Raw genomic sequence first — 14,067 nt, 5'->3', positions numbered from 1 at the left:
AGCTCCTCTGACGTGACGTCACGCCGGTTCTACGCACGTAGATCCCGCCGTGGGGACGAACGTAGAAGCGCACCGCCCACTGTGGCAAGACCGCTGCCGTTACCGCAGGAAGACGTTTGCATTTCGCTGCCCGCTGACCCGTTCGGGTGTCCGCCGGACGGGGTCTGCCGCCCGGTGGTGCGGGTGGACATGGCTCAGGGGGCGGGCAGGCCGGCCCGGCGCAGGGCCGCGGCGATGTCCCGGCGGCGTGAGGTGGACACGCGGGCCGAGGCCGTCAGCAGGGCGGCGGCCAGGGCGGGGCGGGCACGGACCACGGCGGCGGCGTCCTCGGTGGACCGGGTACGCGCGAGGGTCGCCAGGAGTTCGGCCGCCTCGTCGTGGTGGCCGGCGCCGGTGAGGGCATCGGCCACCAGCGCGATGTCGGCCGGCGGCCGGGCCGCGGCCTGGTGGAGCAGGGTGCGGCAGTCCTCGCCCCGGCCCTCGGCGGACAGGGCCGCGGCGGCTGCGGCCAGCGGCGCCGGGGGCAGGGCCGCGGACTCCCACAGCAAGGTCGCCGCGTCGGCGCCGAGCCCGGCGTGCTCCAGGGCGCGTACGAGGTAGGGCAGCCGCTGGGCCGGGCCCTCTGCGGCTTCGCACAGGGCCACGTAGGCGGCCCCGCTCTGCCCGGCCCGGCGCAGGTCGCCGAGCCGGGTCGCGTACGCCTGCGCCTCCGCCGTCCAGCGCGGGTCGGCCAACTGCGGCCTGGAGGGTGCGGCGGCGGCCTCGGGCGCGCCCGCGAACCGGGCCCCGCGCGGGGTCGCGACCGCAGGCTCTGCGGTGGTCACGGGCACGGCTTCGGTACGCCCCTGCGCCGCGGTGGGCGCTCCGGCGAACCGCGCGCCGCGCGGCGCGGGCTCGGGGGTCACCGGCACGACCGGCACCACGGGCGTGTCCTCGCCCGCCTCCTCGTACGCCCCGGCGAACCGCGCCCCACGCGGCCGGGTGCCCCGCCCGCCGCCCCGCTTCCGTCCTGCCCCGCCGGCCCAGGACGCGACCCGCCCGGGCCGTGCGGACCTGGCCGCCGGCTCCTCCGGCTCGGGGCCGGTGCCCTCGTCGGGACCGGCCTGGTGGGGTAGGGGTACCCGAGCACCGGCTGAGCCGGGAATCCGGCCCGGGTCGGCGCTCTCGTCGGACCCGGCGTCATGCGGTGCGGGTATCCCGCTCGTCGGCCCGGCTCGGTGCGGTACGGCGCCCGGGTTCGACGCGGCCGCCGCCGGTCGTCGCGGCGCCGGCGCGTGGTCCTGGCCTGCGACGTACTCCGCGGCGGCCGCCGGGTGCGGCAATGCGCTCTGTGCCGGGACACCCGGCCCGAACCGTTCCCACGCCCCGGCCGGACCCCGCGGAACCGAGCCGCCCGCCGCGCCCCCGGACGGCGACGCAGCCGTCTGCGGCGCCGGCGCTTGGTCCTGGCCCGCGACGTACTCCGGTACGGGACCCGGTCCGCGCCGCTCCCCCGCGAATGCCGCGCCGGCCGGTACGTACTCCCCCGCGGCCGCCGGGTGCGGCGATCCGCCCTGCGCCGGGACACCCGGCCCGAAGCGTTCCCACGCCCCGGCCCGACCCGGCGGGACCGACCCGCCCGCCGCTCCTCCGGACGGCGGCGGCGCCGTCTCGTCGCGGAAGAGGGGGCGGCCGTCGGTCGGGGGCGGGGTCAGGGCGGCCAGGCGGCGGGTGAGTTCGTCGTAGCGGGCGACCGCGCGTTCGCGGTCGTCGCGGGCCCAGGCCAGGGCGTTGGCGAGGCGGGCGGTGGCGGGGTTGCCGGGGTGGCGGGCGGCCTGGTCGCGGGCGCGGGTCGCCTCGCGCTCACGCAGGACGGCCGCGTCGCGGACCCGTACGGCCGCGGTCATGCGGGCGCGCAGGGCCCGGTCGGCGCCGGGGACGGCGTCCCAGACGGTGACGGCGGCCTGGTGGAGGGCGCGGGCCCGGGCCAGTTCGGCGTCCTGCGGCGGGCCGCCGCGCGCCGCCGCCAGGTCGTGCAGCAGGGCGCGCACCACGTCCCACGGCGGCAGGTCCGTACCGCCCTCGAACGCGGCCGCCGCGCCCGGCTCCCGCGCGGCGAACACCCCGTACCAGCCCGGCCGGTCGCCGAGGGCGGCGACCAGGGATCGGAACCAGTACGTGAAGTCCGTCGCCGCACCCGCCAGTTCCGTCGCCATCACATCCTCGGCCGTCAACCGCGTCGAATCCGATTCCCGCGGATCCGCTCCTTCGCGTCCTTCGAATCCGGTCGGCCATTGCACACCCGGCGCGTTACGGCCCTGCTACGGACAGTTTTCCGGCAGCGACGCGATTCGACAGGCAAACTTGCAAGTTTTCCTGTCGAAGCTCTACGCTGGGATTATGCCGAACCAGGACCAGGCCCGCATCGCCGACGAGCTGACGACACTTGTCTCGCAGCTCCAGCGGCGGCTGCGCGTGGCCTCCGCGGAGGGGGCGCTGACCCCGTCGCAGACGTCCGCGATGGCCCGGCTGGACCAGGAAGGCCCGGCGACCACCGCCGACCTGGCCCGCGCCGAGCTGGTGCGGCCGCAGTCGATGCGGATGACGCTCGCCGCCCTGGAGGAGCGCGGCCTGGTGGCCCGCGCCCCGCATCCGACCGACGGCCGCCAGGTGGTCTTCTCGCTCACCGAAGCCGGCGTCGAGCTGCGCGGGTCGGGCCGCAGGGCCCGGCGCGGCTGGCTGGCCGAGGCGATCGGCGCCGGGCTGACGGCGGACGAGCAGGACACGCTCGACGCCGCCCTGCCGCTGTTGCGCAAGCTGGTGCAGCAGTGACCGCAGGGCTCGGTCACCGGCACTCCGCGCTTCCCGCCGTCACCGGCGGCAAGCCGGCGTCCCCCGGGCGGGCCTTCGGCGCGCGCCTGGTCACGCCCCTCATGCTCGGCTCGGTGCTCAACCCGGTGAACTCCACGATGATCGCCACCGCCCTGGTGGCCATCGGCCACAGCTTCCACGCCGGGGCCGCGCAGACCGCCTGGCTGGTGTCGAGCCTGTATCTGGCCAGCGCCGTCGCCCAGCCCGCGATGGGCAGGCTGGCCGACCGGCTCGGGGCGCGCCGGGTGTTCCTGGCCGGGCTGCTGATCGTGGCCGCGGCCGGCGCGGTGGGCATGCTGGCACCGGCCCTGAGCTGGCTGATCGTCTCGCGGGTGCTGCTCGGCGTCGGCACCTCGGCGGCGTATCCGGCGGCGATGGCCCTGCTGCGGGCGCACTCCGAGGAGGTGGGCGTCCCGACCCCGCGCCCCGTGCTGGGGCTGCTGTCCCTGGCCGGCCTGTCCAGCGCGGCGATCGGCCCGGTGCTGGGCGGAGTGCTGTCGGCCACCCTGGGCTGGCGGGCCGTCTTCGCCGTCAACATCCCGCTGGCCGGACTCGCCTTCGTACTGGCCGCGGCCTGGCTGCCGGTGTCGCGCCCGCGCCCGGCCGGCTCCCGCGCCGCCGGCACGGAAGGGGCTCGCGCGGCCGGTACGGAACGCTCCCTCGACCCGCTCGGCATCACCCTCTTCGCCGCGGTCCTGACCGTCCTGCTGTTCTTCCTGATGAAGCTGGACGCGCCCCAGTGGCCGCTGCTCGCCCTGGCCGTCGTGCTGGCCGCGGCCCTGGCCGGCTGGGAGCTGCGCCGCAAGGCCCCCTTCCTGGACCTGCGCATGCTGGCCCGCAACCGGCCGCTGAGCGTCACCTATCTGCGGCACGGCATGACGTACCTGGTCATCTACTGCGTGATGTACGGGTACGCGCAGTGGCTGGAGGAGGCGCACGGCTACTCCTCCGCCCGGGCCGGGCTGCTGGTACTGCCCATGTCGGCGGCCGCGATGGTGACATCGCTGCTGGGCGCGCGCACCAGGAGCATCCGCGCGCCGCTCGGCCTGGCGGCGGTGCTGCTGGTGGCCGGCAGCGCGGTGCTGCTGCTGGCCGGGCACACCTGGCCGGCACTGGCCCTGGGCGCGGCGGGCGCGCTGTTCGGCCTGCCGCAGGGGCTGAGCTCGACCGGCAACCAGGCCGCGGTGTACGCGCAGGCGCCCGCCGGCGAGATCGGCGCCGCGGCCGGACTCCAGCGCACCGCGCAGTACGTGGGCGCGATCACCGCGGCCAGCCTGATCGGCCTGTTCTACGGGCAGCGCGCCACCGACTCCGGCCTGCACGCGATGGCGGCGACCGCCGCCGTCCTGAGCCTGGCCGTCCTGCTGCTCACCCTGCTGGACCGAGCGCTTCGGGGGCGGCAGGGTGCGTGACCGCTCCTTCGTGGGCTCCGGCCCTTCCCCTGCGCCCGGGGGCACGCACCCGTCTGCCGCCACCCGTGGTACCCGGGCTCTCGCCCGGCGTTGGGCCGGTCGCGCCCACGCGGCGCCATCCGCAGATCAGAGGCAGCCCCGCGCCCCTTGGTACTCCGGGCTCGCCGCTGGCACTCCGGGTTCGCCGCCCGGATCCCGGACCGTCCGCGCGTCGATCACCCGTCGCCCATGAACCACCGCACACCCATGACGACCCGCACCACCGAGGAGAACCACCGCATGACCGCCACCACACTCGACCCCCGTACCGCGCTCGTCGTGATCGACCTCCAGCAGGGCATCGTCGGGCTGCCCACCGCGCACCCGGCGAAGGAGGTCGTGGCCCGCAGCGCGGAGCTGGCCGCGGCCTTCCGGGAGCGCGGCCTGCCTGTCGTCCTGGTGAACGTCTCGGGCATGGCCCCGGGCCGCACCGAGTCCCCGATGCGCGGCTCGCTGCCGGAGGGCTGGGACCTGCTGGTCCCGGAGCTGAACCGGCAGCCCGGCGACATCGCGGTCACCAAGCTCCAGTGGGGCGCCTTCCACGGCACCGCCCTCGACCTGGAGCTGCGCCGCCGCGGGGTCACCCAGATCGTGCTCACCGGCATCTCCACCAGCATCGGTGTGGAGTCCACGGCACGCTCCGCGTACGAGCACGGCTACAACGTCACCGTCGTCACCGACGCGGTGACCGACACCGACGCCGAGGCGCACGCCAACTCGGTGGCCAAGATCTTCCCCCGGCTCGGTGAGACGGGCAGCGCCGCGGACGTCCTCGCGCTGCTGCCCGCCGCGACCGCCTGAACGCGGGAGCAGTCGGTCCGGCCCGGCGGCCGGGGCGTGGGCCCTGGCCGCCGGGCCGGCCTGTCCGCGTCGGCCTGTCCGCGTCGGCCTGTCCGGGCCGGGTCAGTGGGCCGGACTGACCACCATCGCCGAGCCGCCGCCGCGGCGTACCGGCTCGGCCGCGGCCAGCCACCGGCCGTCCGGCAGCCGCTGCACGCCGGTGGCCGCGCCGATCTCCGGGTTCTGCGTGAACTGGTGGCCGATCCGTTCCAGGTCGGCCTTGAGCGGGCTGTTCCACAGGGCCGGCTCCAGCTCGGTGGTCGCCGCGTTGCGCTGGCTGGCCCGGGGCGCGGCGATCGCGTCCACCAGCGGCAGGCCGCGGTCAATGTGCTCGGTGAGCACCTGGAGCACCGTGGTGATGATGGTCGCGCCGCCCGGCGAGCCCGTCGCGAAGTCGAGCCGGCCGTCCTTGAGCACGATGGTCGGCGAGATCGACGAGCGCGGGCGTTTGCCCGGGCCGGGCAGGTTCGGGTCGTGCACACTCGGGCTGGCCGGCACGAAGGAGAAGTCGGTCAGCTCGTTGTTGAGCAGGAAGCCGCGGCCCGGCACCGTGATGGCGCTGCCGCCGGTCTGCTCGATGGTGAGCGTGTAGGCGACGACGTCGCCCCACTTGTCGGCGACCGTGAGGTGCGTGGTGTTGTCGCCCTCGTACGTGGTGGGCGCCGCGGTGCCGGTGCCGCCGCAGGGCACGGGATGCGCGGGGTCGCCCGGCGCGAGCGGGCTGGTGAGCACCGCGTCGTCCTTGATCAGGCAGGCCCGGGAGGCCGCGAAGGACTTCGAGGTCAGACCCGCGGTGGGCACCTGCTCGAAGGCCGGGTCGCCGACCCAGCGGCCGCGGTCGGCGAACGCGATCCGGCTGGCCTCGAGGAAGTGGTGCAGGTACTGCGTCTGCGAGGCGTGCGCCAGGTCGGTGTGCTCCAGGATGTTGAGCGCCTCGGCCACCGTGGTGCCGCCGGAGGACGACGGCGCGGGACCGTAGACGTCCAGGCCGCGGTAGGTGGTGTGGGTGGGCGGCTGCTTCCTGGTGGCGTACGCGGCCAGGTCCGCGGTGGTCATGTCGCCGGTGCGCACCACGCGGGTGGCGGCCGGGTCGACCGGGGGCTTGCGGACCGTCGACACGATGTCGGCGCCGATGTCGCCGTGGTAGATCGCGCCGATGCCTTTGGCGCCCAGTTCCTGGTAGGTGCGGGCGAGGTCGGGGTTGCGCAGGGTGGTGCCGACCGCGGGCGGCTGACCGCCGGGCAGGAAGATCGCGGCGGTGGCCGGGAAGTCCTTGAACCGGTCCTGGTTCGCCGCGGTCTGGGAGTTGAAGGTGGCGTCCACCGTGAAGCCGTCGCGGGCGATCCGCTCGGCCGGCCGCAGCACGTCGCCCAGCGAGCGGGTGCCCCAGGAGTCCAGGGCGGTCTGCCAGGTGGCGGCCGTGCCGGGCACGCCCACGCTGCGGCCGCTGGTGACCGCGTCGGCGAAGGCCAGCGGCTTGCCGTTCTCCACGAAGAGCTGGTCGGTGGCGCTGGCCGGGGCGGTCTCGCGGCCGTCGATGGTGAACACCTGGTGCCGGCGGGCGTCGTAGTACAGGAAGTAGCCGCCCCCGCCGATGCCGGAGGAGTACGGCTCGGTGACGCCGAGGGCGGCGGCGGTGGCCACCGCGGCGTCCACCGCGTTCCCGCCCTTGCGCAGCACCTCGATGCCGGCCGCCGACGCGTCGGCGTCCACGCTGGCCACGGCCCCTCCGTAGCCGACCGCCAGCGGGCTCTTGGCCGGCGGCGGCGCGGGATCGTGGGGGGCCGGGGCCGCGGCGGTGATCGCCCCCACGGCGGCGGTGACGGCGAGAACGGCGACGCCCCGCAGACCGGGTCTGCGGGGCTTCGTGCGGTGTGCGGGAGTGTGCGATTGATCACGGCGGTTGCGCCGCAAGTGCCGAGTCATGTGGAACCCTCCACTCAACGAGCGTCCCGGCAGCGTAACTTCACCTCAACCGTCCCGTCAGGAGGGCGTAGCGGCGAGGAGACTCGAACACCGCTACGATGCCGCGCCATGAGCGACGACCTGCGCAACCTCGTCCTGGTCCTGGCGGCCCTGGTGATCGGTCTGGTGGCCGGCTGGCTGGTCCGCGGCGTCATGTGGCGCCGAAGACTGCAGCGCAAACAGCGGTTCTTCGGGCTGCCCAAGGAGTCGGAGTGCCTGCTGGTGGTGCCGCGCGACCAGGGCGCGAGGGGCTGGAGCCTGGCCCGGCACGACGCCTTCGCGCTGCTGGAACTGGCCGCGGTGGTCCAGGAGTGCGGCGCGCACGCCGAGATACTGGCGCACGACACGTCCTGGCAGGGCTTCGGGGCGCGGACCGAGTTCTGCATCGGCAGCCCGGCGACGAACATACGGCTGGCGGCGCACCTGCGTTCGATGCTGCCGGGCATCGAGGTGAACGTGGACCCCGCGCCGAGCCCGGACCAGGGCGCGATCACCGTCGGCAAGGACGTCTACCGGCTGGAGAAGGGGGCGGTGGAGCACGTCCTGCTGGCCCGGCTGGCCGCGGCCGGCGACTCGGGCAACGACCGGCCGGTGTTCCTGTCGTCGGGCCAGCGCGGCATCGCCGACCAGGCCGCGACCCGCTACCTGGCCCGCAACCACGCCCGGCTGGCCCGCAAGTACGGGGTGGACGGCACCTTCTGCCTGCTGCTGCGGGTGGTGAACTCCCAGGCGTACGGCTCCGACGTGGTGGAGATGGTCGCCGACGTCACCAAGGCGGCGACGTCGACCGGGCGGGTCAGTCGGCAAGACCGATCACCAGCCACATGAGGCCGGCGCCGAGGACCGTGCACAGCAGGGTGGAGCTGGACGGGTGCGGGCTGTGCGCCTCGGGGAGGATGTCGGAGGTCGCCAGGTAGAGCAGGAAGCCGGCGAAGAAGCCGAGGTAGAGGCCGAGCGCGCCGGACGGGATGGTGAAGGCGAGGGTGACCGCGGCGCCCACCACCGGCGCGAGGGCGTCTGCGGTGAGCAGGGCGAGCGCCCGGCGGCGGCCGTTCCCGTACAGCCGGGTGATCGTGTAGGTGTTGAAGCCGTCGGCGAAGTCGTGGCTGACCACGGCGATGGCCACCACGATGCCGACGGTGTTCCCGGCCTGGAAGGCGGCGCCGATGGCGAAGCCGTCCATCACACTGTGCCCCACCAGCGCGGCCGCGGCGGCCAGGCCGATGCCCTGGACCGGGTCGTGGGCGTGCCCGTGACCATGGGTGTGGCGGGCGTACTCCACCCCTTCGTGGGCGCGGTGGATGGCCACCGAGCGCTCCACGATGTGCAGGGCGAGGAAGCCGCACACGAACATCAGCAGGGCCGCGGGCACGCCGAAGATGTGCCGCGGCTGGGTGTCCAGCGCTTCGGGCAGCAGGTCGAAGCCGACCACGCCGAGCATCAGGCCGGCGGCCAGCCCCAGCACCAGATGCCGGCGGTCGCCGATGCGCTGCGCGACAAGACCGCCCACCAGGGTCATGGCGAAGGCGCAGGTGGCTATGAGGACCGGCATGCAGAAATGATCCATGACTGGCGGCGGCTTTGCGACTCAGGGTGCCCTTACCTGGCAGGGGCCGGGGGGATGGGTGCGGCTGCGTCCGGGCTTGTGCCCTCAATCGCCGGGCGGGCTCGGTTTTGGTGCCGGTCGGACAGGGTCAGGATTTTGTGCGGGCTCAGGATCGGTACCGGCAGGCCCGGCATTTGGTGCTGGTCAGGTGCGTTCGTGGGCGGAGTCGGTGATGTCGAGGAAGACGCGGTCGGCGGTGGGCCAGTGGTGGTGGATGGTGGTGCGGATGCGGAGGCTGACGAGTTCGACCTGTTCGCTGTCGAGGCCGGGGAGGAGGTCGATGCGGGCGGCGACGAGGACGGAGTCGAGGCCGAGGGACATGGTGAGGAGTTCCTCCACCGTGTCGATTTCGGGTTGGGCGGCCAGCAGCTCCTTTATCTGGGTGCGGAGCCTGGGGTCGACGGCGGCGCCGATGAGCTGGCGGTGGGCGGTGCGGCCGAGGCCGGAGGCGACGACCATCAGGAGGACGCCGATGGCCATGGAGGCGGCCGCCTCGCCGACCGGGCTGCCGGTGACCATGTGGGCGATGATGCCGGCGGCGGCGAAGAGGACACCGATCACGGCGGTGCCGTCCTCTGCGAGGACGGTGCGCAGCGCGGGGTCCCCGGCGCCGCCGGCCGTACGGGCCTGGCGGGCCGCCTTGAGCAGGGAGGCGCCCTCGGAGACCAGGGCGACCAGCAGGACGGCCAGGCCCGCGAGGTAGCCGGACCGGCTCTCGTGGCCGTGGTCGTTCAGGGCGTGCAGGCCCTGGTAGAAGGAGAAGCAGCCGCCCAGTACGAAGATCCCGACGGCGGCCAGCAGCGACCAGAAGTAGCGCTCCTTGCCGTAGCCGAAGGGGTGCTCGTCGTCCGGGGCGCGGCGGCTGCGGCGCAGCGAGGTGAGCAGGAACACCTCGTTGAGGCTGTCGGCGACCGAGTGCGCGGCCTCGGAGAGCAGCGCCGGTGAGTGGGCGAACACGCCGGCCGCGCACTTGGCGGCGGCGATCAGCAGGTTGGCGGCGAGGGCCACCAGCACGGCGCCCTTGGTCCCCTCGTCGCGGGACGCCCCCGCGGACGGCCCGCCGTCGGCGTGCTGCGGCCTGCTGCCGGGCTCCGCCGTACGGGACGGCCCCTCTCCCCCGGCCCCCTCGGCCCCCTCGGCCCCCTCGGCCCCCTCGGCCCCCTCGGCCCCCTCGATCCTTTCGACGGTGCCGCTCGCGCCACCGGTCGTCCCTACCTGCTTGCGGCCGTCACCCTCGCCCTGGCCGGGCCCTGCCATGCGTCCTCCCTCGGAGATCCCGCGGCGAGCCCCTTGCACCGCCCCGAAATCCCCCCGGAACCGCGCAGAGCACCCCATTCGGGTGCATGATGTGAGCATCTGGACTTCGCTCGCCGCACATGTGTCGTGTTCCCTGCGGAATCCAGGGCATCCGCACCTGTAGAGGGAGGTGCTGAGTATGTCCGGTCTCGACCAGCACACCGTCCACCTGGCATCGAACGGCTACTGGGTGGGCCTCGGGCCGATGATCATCGGGGTGGGCGTCGTCGCTGTGCTGATCCTCGCGGTGTGGGTCGGCATGCGTCGCCGTGAGCCGGCCCCGCCGAAGGGCGACCGGCCCAGGCAGGGCGCGTGGCAGACCCGTCAGGAGCACGAGACCGGGCCGGCGGCCGAGGACCACGGTCCCGGCCACCAGGACAGCGGGCCGCGCACCCACGAGTCGCGCCAGCCGCGCCCGGACGAGATGCCGCGGGACGGCCGCCGCAGGCTCCCGCACGAGATCTCGCCGTCCGGCGTCCGCCAGGGCAGGGTGCGTACGACACCGCGCAGGCACAGCGGCCCGAACGTGGACTGAGGTCTCCTTCTCCGGCAGAACGCCGGGGCCCCGGACGGCATCCGGGGCCCCGGCGTTCTGCGCTTCCGAGCACTGGCGTGCGGCTCCCAGGCGCTACCGCGCGCATTGCGGAGCCTTGCGGTTCCGGGCGCCACCGGCCGGGGCCCCGCGGACCCGGGCGCGTACGGCGGAGGACGGCATCCGAAATCCATGCCGAGGGCCCGTTGCCCCGGTCCCACCGGACCGGGGCCACGGGCCCTCCCGCGTACCCACGAACGGACGCGCTCAGCGCGGGGTGGCGACCAGCTTGCGGGCGGCGGCGGCGATCGCGTCCGCGTCGATACCGGCGGCGTGGAGCTGCTCGTCGGGGGTGGCCGAGCCGGGCATCGTGTGGACGGCCAGCCGGGTGAGCAGCGGCATCGGGTGGCCGTTGCCGAAGGACTCCAGGACGGCGTCGGCGAGGCCGCCCTCCGGGTGGTGGTCCTCGACGGTGACGAAGCGGCCGGTGGCCTCGGCGGCGTCACGCAGCGTCTGGGCGTCGACCGGCTTGACCGAGTAGAGGTCGATCACCCGGGCCGCCACGCCCTCGCGGGCCAGGATCTCGGCGGCCGCGACAGCGCGGTGCAGGGTGACGCCGGCGCCGATCAGGGTGACCTGGTCCTCCGGGCCGGAGCGCACCAGCTTGCTGCCGCCGATGGGGAAGTCCTCACCGGAGGCGTAGATCACCGGGGTGTCGCCGCGCGTGGTGCGCAGGTAGGTGATCCCGGGCCGGTCGGCCATGGCGACGACGAGCTTGGCGGCCTGGTTGGCGTCGCACGGGTAGAGCACGGTGCTGCCGTGCAGGGACCGCATCATCGCCAGGTCCTCCAGCGCCATCTGGGACGGGCCGTCCTCGCCGATGGAGACACCGGCGTGCGAGCCGACGACGTTGAGGTCGGCGCGGCTGATGGTGGCCATCCGCAGGAAGTCGTGGGCGCGGGTGAGGAAGGCGGCGAAGGTCGAGGCGTACGGCTTCCAGCCGGCCACGCCGACGCCGACCGAGGCGGCGACGAGCTGCTGCTCGGCGATGTAGCACTCCAGGTAGCGCTCGGGGTGCTCCTTGGCGAAGAGCTGTGCCTTGGTGGAGTCGCCGACCTCGCCGTCGAGGACGACCACGTCACCGCGGCGCGAGCCGAGCACGGTCAGCGCCTCGCCGAAGGCGGTGCGAGTGGCCACCGAGTCGCCGATGTCGTAGTGCGGCAGGGGCGTGCGCGGGTCGCCGACGGGCTGGCTCGGCTCGGCCTCGGCCGGGCCGCGGACGTGCACGTGCAGGTCGCGCAGGCCGCCGAGCTCGCGGATCGCCTCGTCCGGGTGCGGCAGCGGCTTGCCGTGGAAGCCGTTCTTGTCCTCGACCTCGGCCACTCCACGGCCCTTGTGGGTACGGGCGATGACCGCGGTCGGCACGCCCCGGGTGGTGCGCGCGGTGGCCAGCGCCTCGTCGACGGCGTCGATGTCGTGGCCGTCGATCTCCACGGTGTTCCAGCCGAAGGCGCGGATCCGGCGGGCGTAGGCGTCCAGGTCCCACTGGTGCCGGGTGGGGCCGCGCTGGCCGAGCCGGTTGATGTCGAGGATCGCGGTGAGGTTGTCCAGCCCCTCGGCGCCCGCGGCCTCGAACGCCTCCCACACCGAGCCCTCGGCCAGCTCGCTGTCCCCGCACAGCACCCAGGTGCGGTACGGCAGATCGGCCAGCCGCTTGCCGGCCAGCGCGACCCCCACGCCGATGGGCAGGCCCTGGCCGAGCGATCCGGTGGCCACGTCCACCCAGGGCAGCCGCGGGGTCGGGTGGCCCTCCAGGCGGCTGCCGAGGGTGCGGAAGGTGAGGAGTTCGTCGTCGGTGATGGCGCCGGCCGCCTTGAACATCGCGTACAGCAGCGGCGAGGCGTGGCCCTTGGACAGGATGAAGTGGTCGTTGCCCGGGAGTTCGGGGTGGTCGAAGTCGTAGCGCAGGTGGCGGGCGAGCAGCACCGCGCCGATCTCGGCGGCCGACATCGACGAGGTGGGATGGCCCGAGCCGGCCGCCGCGGCGGCGCGCACCGCGTCCACGCGCAGTTGCTGGGCGAGGTCGGCGAGCTGGGCGTCGTCGAGGGCGGGTTCCTTGGTTGCGGGACGGGTCATGAGGGTGGATCTCCTTTCGGGGGATGGGGGCCGGCCGGGTGCGGGGCGACCTGCGCGGGCCGGCGCGGAAGTTCGGGAGCGGCGGTGTCCAGCGGGACCGCCCAGGAGCGGACCAGGCCGAGCTGCACCGACTGGCGGGGCAGTACCGCGTCCAGCAGCCAGTCGGCGGTGACCCGGATCCGGTTGCCCGCGCCGGGCAGTGCCAGCAGGTGGTAGCCGCGGGTGACCGCGCCCGCGGCGGGCCCGGACAGCGGCATGCCCAGCGGGTTCGCGGCGGCCTTGACCCCGCCGAGGTCCACGGCGAAGCCCAGGTCGTGGTGGCGGTAGGCGGCGGCCTCGCCGAAGCCGTACGAGGCGGCGATGTTGCGGGCGGCGGTCTTCCCCTGACGGGAGGCGTGCTGGGCGGTCATCGGGGTGTACGCGCCGGGCCGGGTCAGGTCCGGTACGGCCGCGGCGTCACCGGCCGCGTACACGTCGGGGTGGTCGGGGACCATCAGGTCGGGGCCGACCACCAGGCGGCCCCGCTCCTCCGGCAGCCCGACCGCGGAGACCAGCGGGTCGGGGCGTACGCCCACGCACCACACCAGGGTGCGGGTGGGCACGGACTCGCCGGTGTCGAGCAGCACCCCGTCCCGGGTCGCCTCCTTGACCGAGTGCCCGGTGCGTACGTCCACGCCGCGCTGCCGCAGCACGCGGTCGGCGGTGCGGGACAGCCGCGGGTCCAGTTCGGGCAGCACCCGGTCGGCGATGTCGAGCAGGAGCCAGCGCGGGAGGTCGCGGTGGCGCAGGACGGGGTGCCGGCGGGCGAGGACGTCGGTGTAGAGCTTGCCGTGCGCGGCCACCTCGGTGCCGGTGTAGCCGGCGCCCACCACCACGAAGGCGCAGCGCGCGGCGCACTCCTCGGGGTCGTCGGTGCCGGCGGCCAGCTCTATCTGCCGGGTGATGTGGTCGCGCAGGTACAGCGCCTCGGGCAGGCCCCGGAAGCCGTGCGCGTGCTCGGCGACGCCCGGGACCGGGAGCAGCTTGTTGACGCTGCCCACGGTGAGCAGCAGCCGGTCGTAGCCCATGGTGCCCCGGTCCCCCTCGGGGCCGGTGTACGTCACCGAGCGCCGCTCCAGGTCCACCCCGTCGACCTCGCCGAGCACCAGCCGGACCCCGGGCAGGGTGGCCAGGAGCGAGACGGAGACCCGGCGCGGTTCCAGCAGACCGGCCGCGACCTGCGGCAGCAGGGGGAGGTACAGGAAGTAGTCGGTGGGGTTGATCAGGACGATCTCGGTCTCCTCGCGCATCGCGCGGTGCCGGATCAGCCCGCGGGCGGCCTGATACCCGGCGAAACCGGCGCCCACGATCACGACTCGGGATCGGGTCATGGGAGCTCCTTCCTCCCCGAC

General features: G+C 74.8%; 11 protein-coding genes. 5 read left to right on the top strand and 6 right to left on the bottom strand.

What is annotated here, in order from left to right:
- Window positions 1–194: 194 nt before the first annotated feature.
- Window positions 195–2,195, bottom strand: coding sequence for a hypothetical protein (locus ITX44_RS21320; RefSeq protein ID WP_205358885.1), 2,001 nt, complete (start codon window positions 2,193–2,195; stop codon window positions 195–197).
- 184 nt (window positions 2,196–2,379) lie between these two features.
- Between ITX44_RS21320 and ITX44_RS21315 the strand changes: the two genes are divergently transcribed.
- The 3 genes from ITX44_RS21315 (at window position 2,380) to ITX44_RS21305 (ending at window position 5,102) form a co-directional block, all read left to right on the top strand.
- Window positions 2,380–2,811 carry a MarR family winged helix-turn-helix transcriptional regulator gene (locus ITX44_RS21315; RefSeq protein ID WP_205358884.1) on the top strand — a complete coding sequence of 144 codons (432 nt, stop codon included), beginning with the start codon at window positions 2,380–2,382 and terminating at the stop codon, window positions 2,809–2,811.
- Entirely contained in the window at window positions 2,808–4,262 is a 1,455-nt protein-coding gene (locus ITX44_RS21310) for an MFS transporter (protein WP_307795409.1), read from the top strand. The genes ITX44_RS21315 and ITX44_RS21310 overlap by 4 nt, the downstream gene beginning before the upstream one ends.
- 279 nt (window positions 4,263–4,541) lie before the next feature.
- Entirely contained in the window at window positions 4,542–5,102 is a 561-nt protein-coding gene (locus ITX44_RS21305) for an isochorismatase family protein (protein WP_205359028.1), read from the top strand.
- 102 nt (window positions 5,103–5,204) lie between these two features.
- On the opposite strand, the gene ggt is transcribed toward ITX44_RS21305, so the two are convergent.
- Window positions 5,205–7,067, bottom strand: coding sequence for a gamma-glutamyltransferase (gene ggt / locus ITX44_RS21300; protein WP_205358883.1), 1,863 nt, complete (start codon window positions 7,065–7,067; stop codon window positions 5,205–5,207).
- A gap of 108 nt (window positions 7,068–7,175) precedes the next feature.
- Here ggt and ITX44_RS21295 point away from each other — a divergent pair, with 108 nt between their 5' ends.
- Window positions 7,176–7,934, top strand: a complete 759-nt coding sequence (locus ITX44_RS21295; protein WP_205358882.1) for a hypothetical protein — start codon at window positions 7,176–7,178, stop codon at window positions 7,932–7,934.
- Here ITX44_RS21295 and ITX44_RS21290 read toward each other — a convergent pair.
- On the bottom strand, window positions 7,903–8,658 hold the full coding sequence (locus ITX44_RS21290; protein WP_205358881.1) for a ZIP family metal transporter: 756 nt from the start codon (window positions 8,656–8,658) through the stop codon (window positions 7,903–7,905). The two genes, ITX44_RS21295 and ITX44_RS21290, sit on opposite strands and share 32 nt — an antisense overlap.
- Window positions 8,659–8,856: 198 nt before the next feature.
- The gene (locus ITX44_RS21285) at window positions 8,857–9,969 is read right to left on the bottom strand and encodes a cation diffusion facilitator family transporter (RefSeq protein ID WP_205358880.1); all 1,113 of its coding nucleotides are present in this window, start codon (window positions 9,967–9,969) and stop codon (window positions 8,857–8,859) included.
- Window positions 9,970–10,147: 178 nt separating this feature from the next.
- Between ITX44_RS21285 and ITX44_RS21280 the strand changes: the two genes are divergently transcribed.
- A complete protein-coding gene (locus ITX44_RS21280; RefSeq protein ID WP_205358879.1) occupies window positions 10,148–10,543 on the top strand; it encodes a DUF6479 family protein in 396 nt (131 codons plus the stop codon).
- 264 nt (window positions 10,544–10,807) lie between these two features.
- Here the strand turns inward: ITX44_RS21280 and ITX44_RS21275 are convergent, their stop codons facing one another.
- Window positions 10,808–12,676, bottom strand: a complete 1,869-nt coding sequence (locus tag ITX44_RS21275) for a transketolase (protein WP_205358878.1) — start codon at window positions 12,674–12,676, stop codon at window positions 10,808–10,810.
- Complete coding sequence (locus tag ITX44_RS21270) at window positions 12,673–14,046, bottom strand: NAD(P)/FAD-dependent oxidoreductase (RefSeq protein ID WP_205358877.1); 1,374 nt, start codon at window positions 14,044–14,046, stop codon at window positions 12,673–12,675. Before ITX44_RS21270 ends, ITX44_RS21275 begins: the two co-directional genes overlap by 4 nt.
- Window positions 14,047–14,067 lie beyond the last annotated feature (21 nt).

It is taken from the genome of Actinacidiphila acididurans (genome assembly GCF_016918855.1).
GTDB lineage: Bacteria > Actinomycetota > Actinomycetes > Streptomycetales > Streptomycetaceae > Actinacidiphila > Actinacidiphila acididurans.
Note: the sequence above shows the minus strand (reverse complement) of the source record. Positions and strands in the feature narration are given on the sequence as shown.

Excerpts from the sequence above, each read along its gene's own strand:
- ITX44_RS21320 (WP_205358885.1), bottom strand. The coding sequence starts at position 2,195 with ATGGCGACGGAACTGGCGGGTGCGGCGACGGACTTCACGTACTGGTTC.
- ITX44_RS21315 (WP_205358884.1), top strand. The coding sequence starts at position 2,380 with ATGCCGAACCAGGACCAGGCCCGCATCGCCGACGAGCTGACGACACTT.
- ITX44_RS21305 (WP_205359028.1), top strand. The coding sequence starts at position 4,542 with ATGACCGCCACCACACTCGACCCCCGTACCGCGCTCGTCGTGATCGAC.
- ggt (WP_205358883.1), bottom strand. The coding sequence starts at position 7,067 with ATGACTCGGCACTTGCGGCGCAACCGCCGTGATCAATCGCACACTCCC.
- ITX44_RS21295 (WP_205358882.1), top strand. The coding sequence starts at position 7,176 with ATGAGCGACGACCTGCGCAACCTCGTCCTGGTCCTGGCGGCCCTGGTG.
- ITX44_RS21290 (WP_205358881.1), bottom strand. The coding sequence starts at position 8,658 with ATGCCGGTCCTCATAGCCACCTGCGCCTTCGCCATGACCCTGGTGGGC.
- ITX44_RS21285 (WP_205358880.1), bottom strand. The coding sequence starts at position 9,969 with ATGGCAGGGCCCGGCCAGGGCGAGGGTGACGGCCGCAAGCAGGTAGGG.
- ITX44_RS21280 (WP_205358879.1), top strand. The coding sequence starts at position 10,148 with ATGTCCGGTCTCGACCAGCACACCGTCCACCTGGCATCGAACGGCTAC.
- ITX44_RS21275 (WP_205358878.1), bottom strand. The coding sequence starts at position 12,676 with ATGACCCGTCCCGCAACCAAGGAACCCGCCCTCGACGACGCCCAGCTC.
- ITX44_RS21270 (WP_205358877.1), bottom strand. The coding sequence starts at position 14,046 with ATGACCCGATCCCGAGTCGTGATCGTGGGCGCCGGTTTCGCCGGGTAT.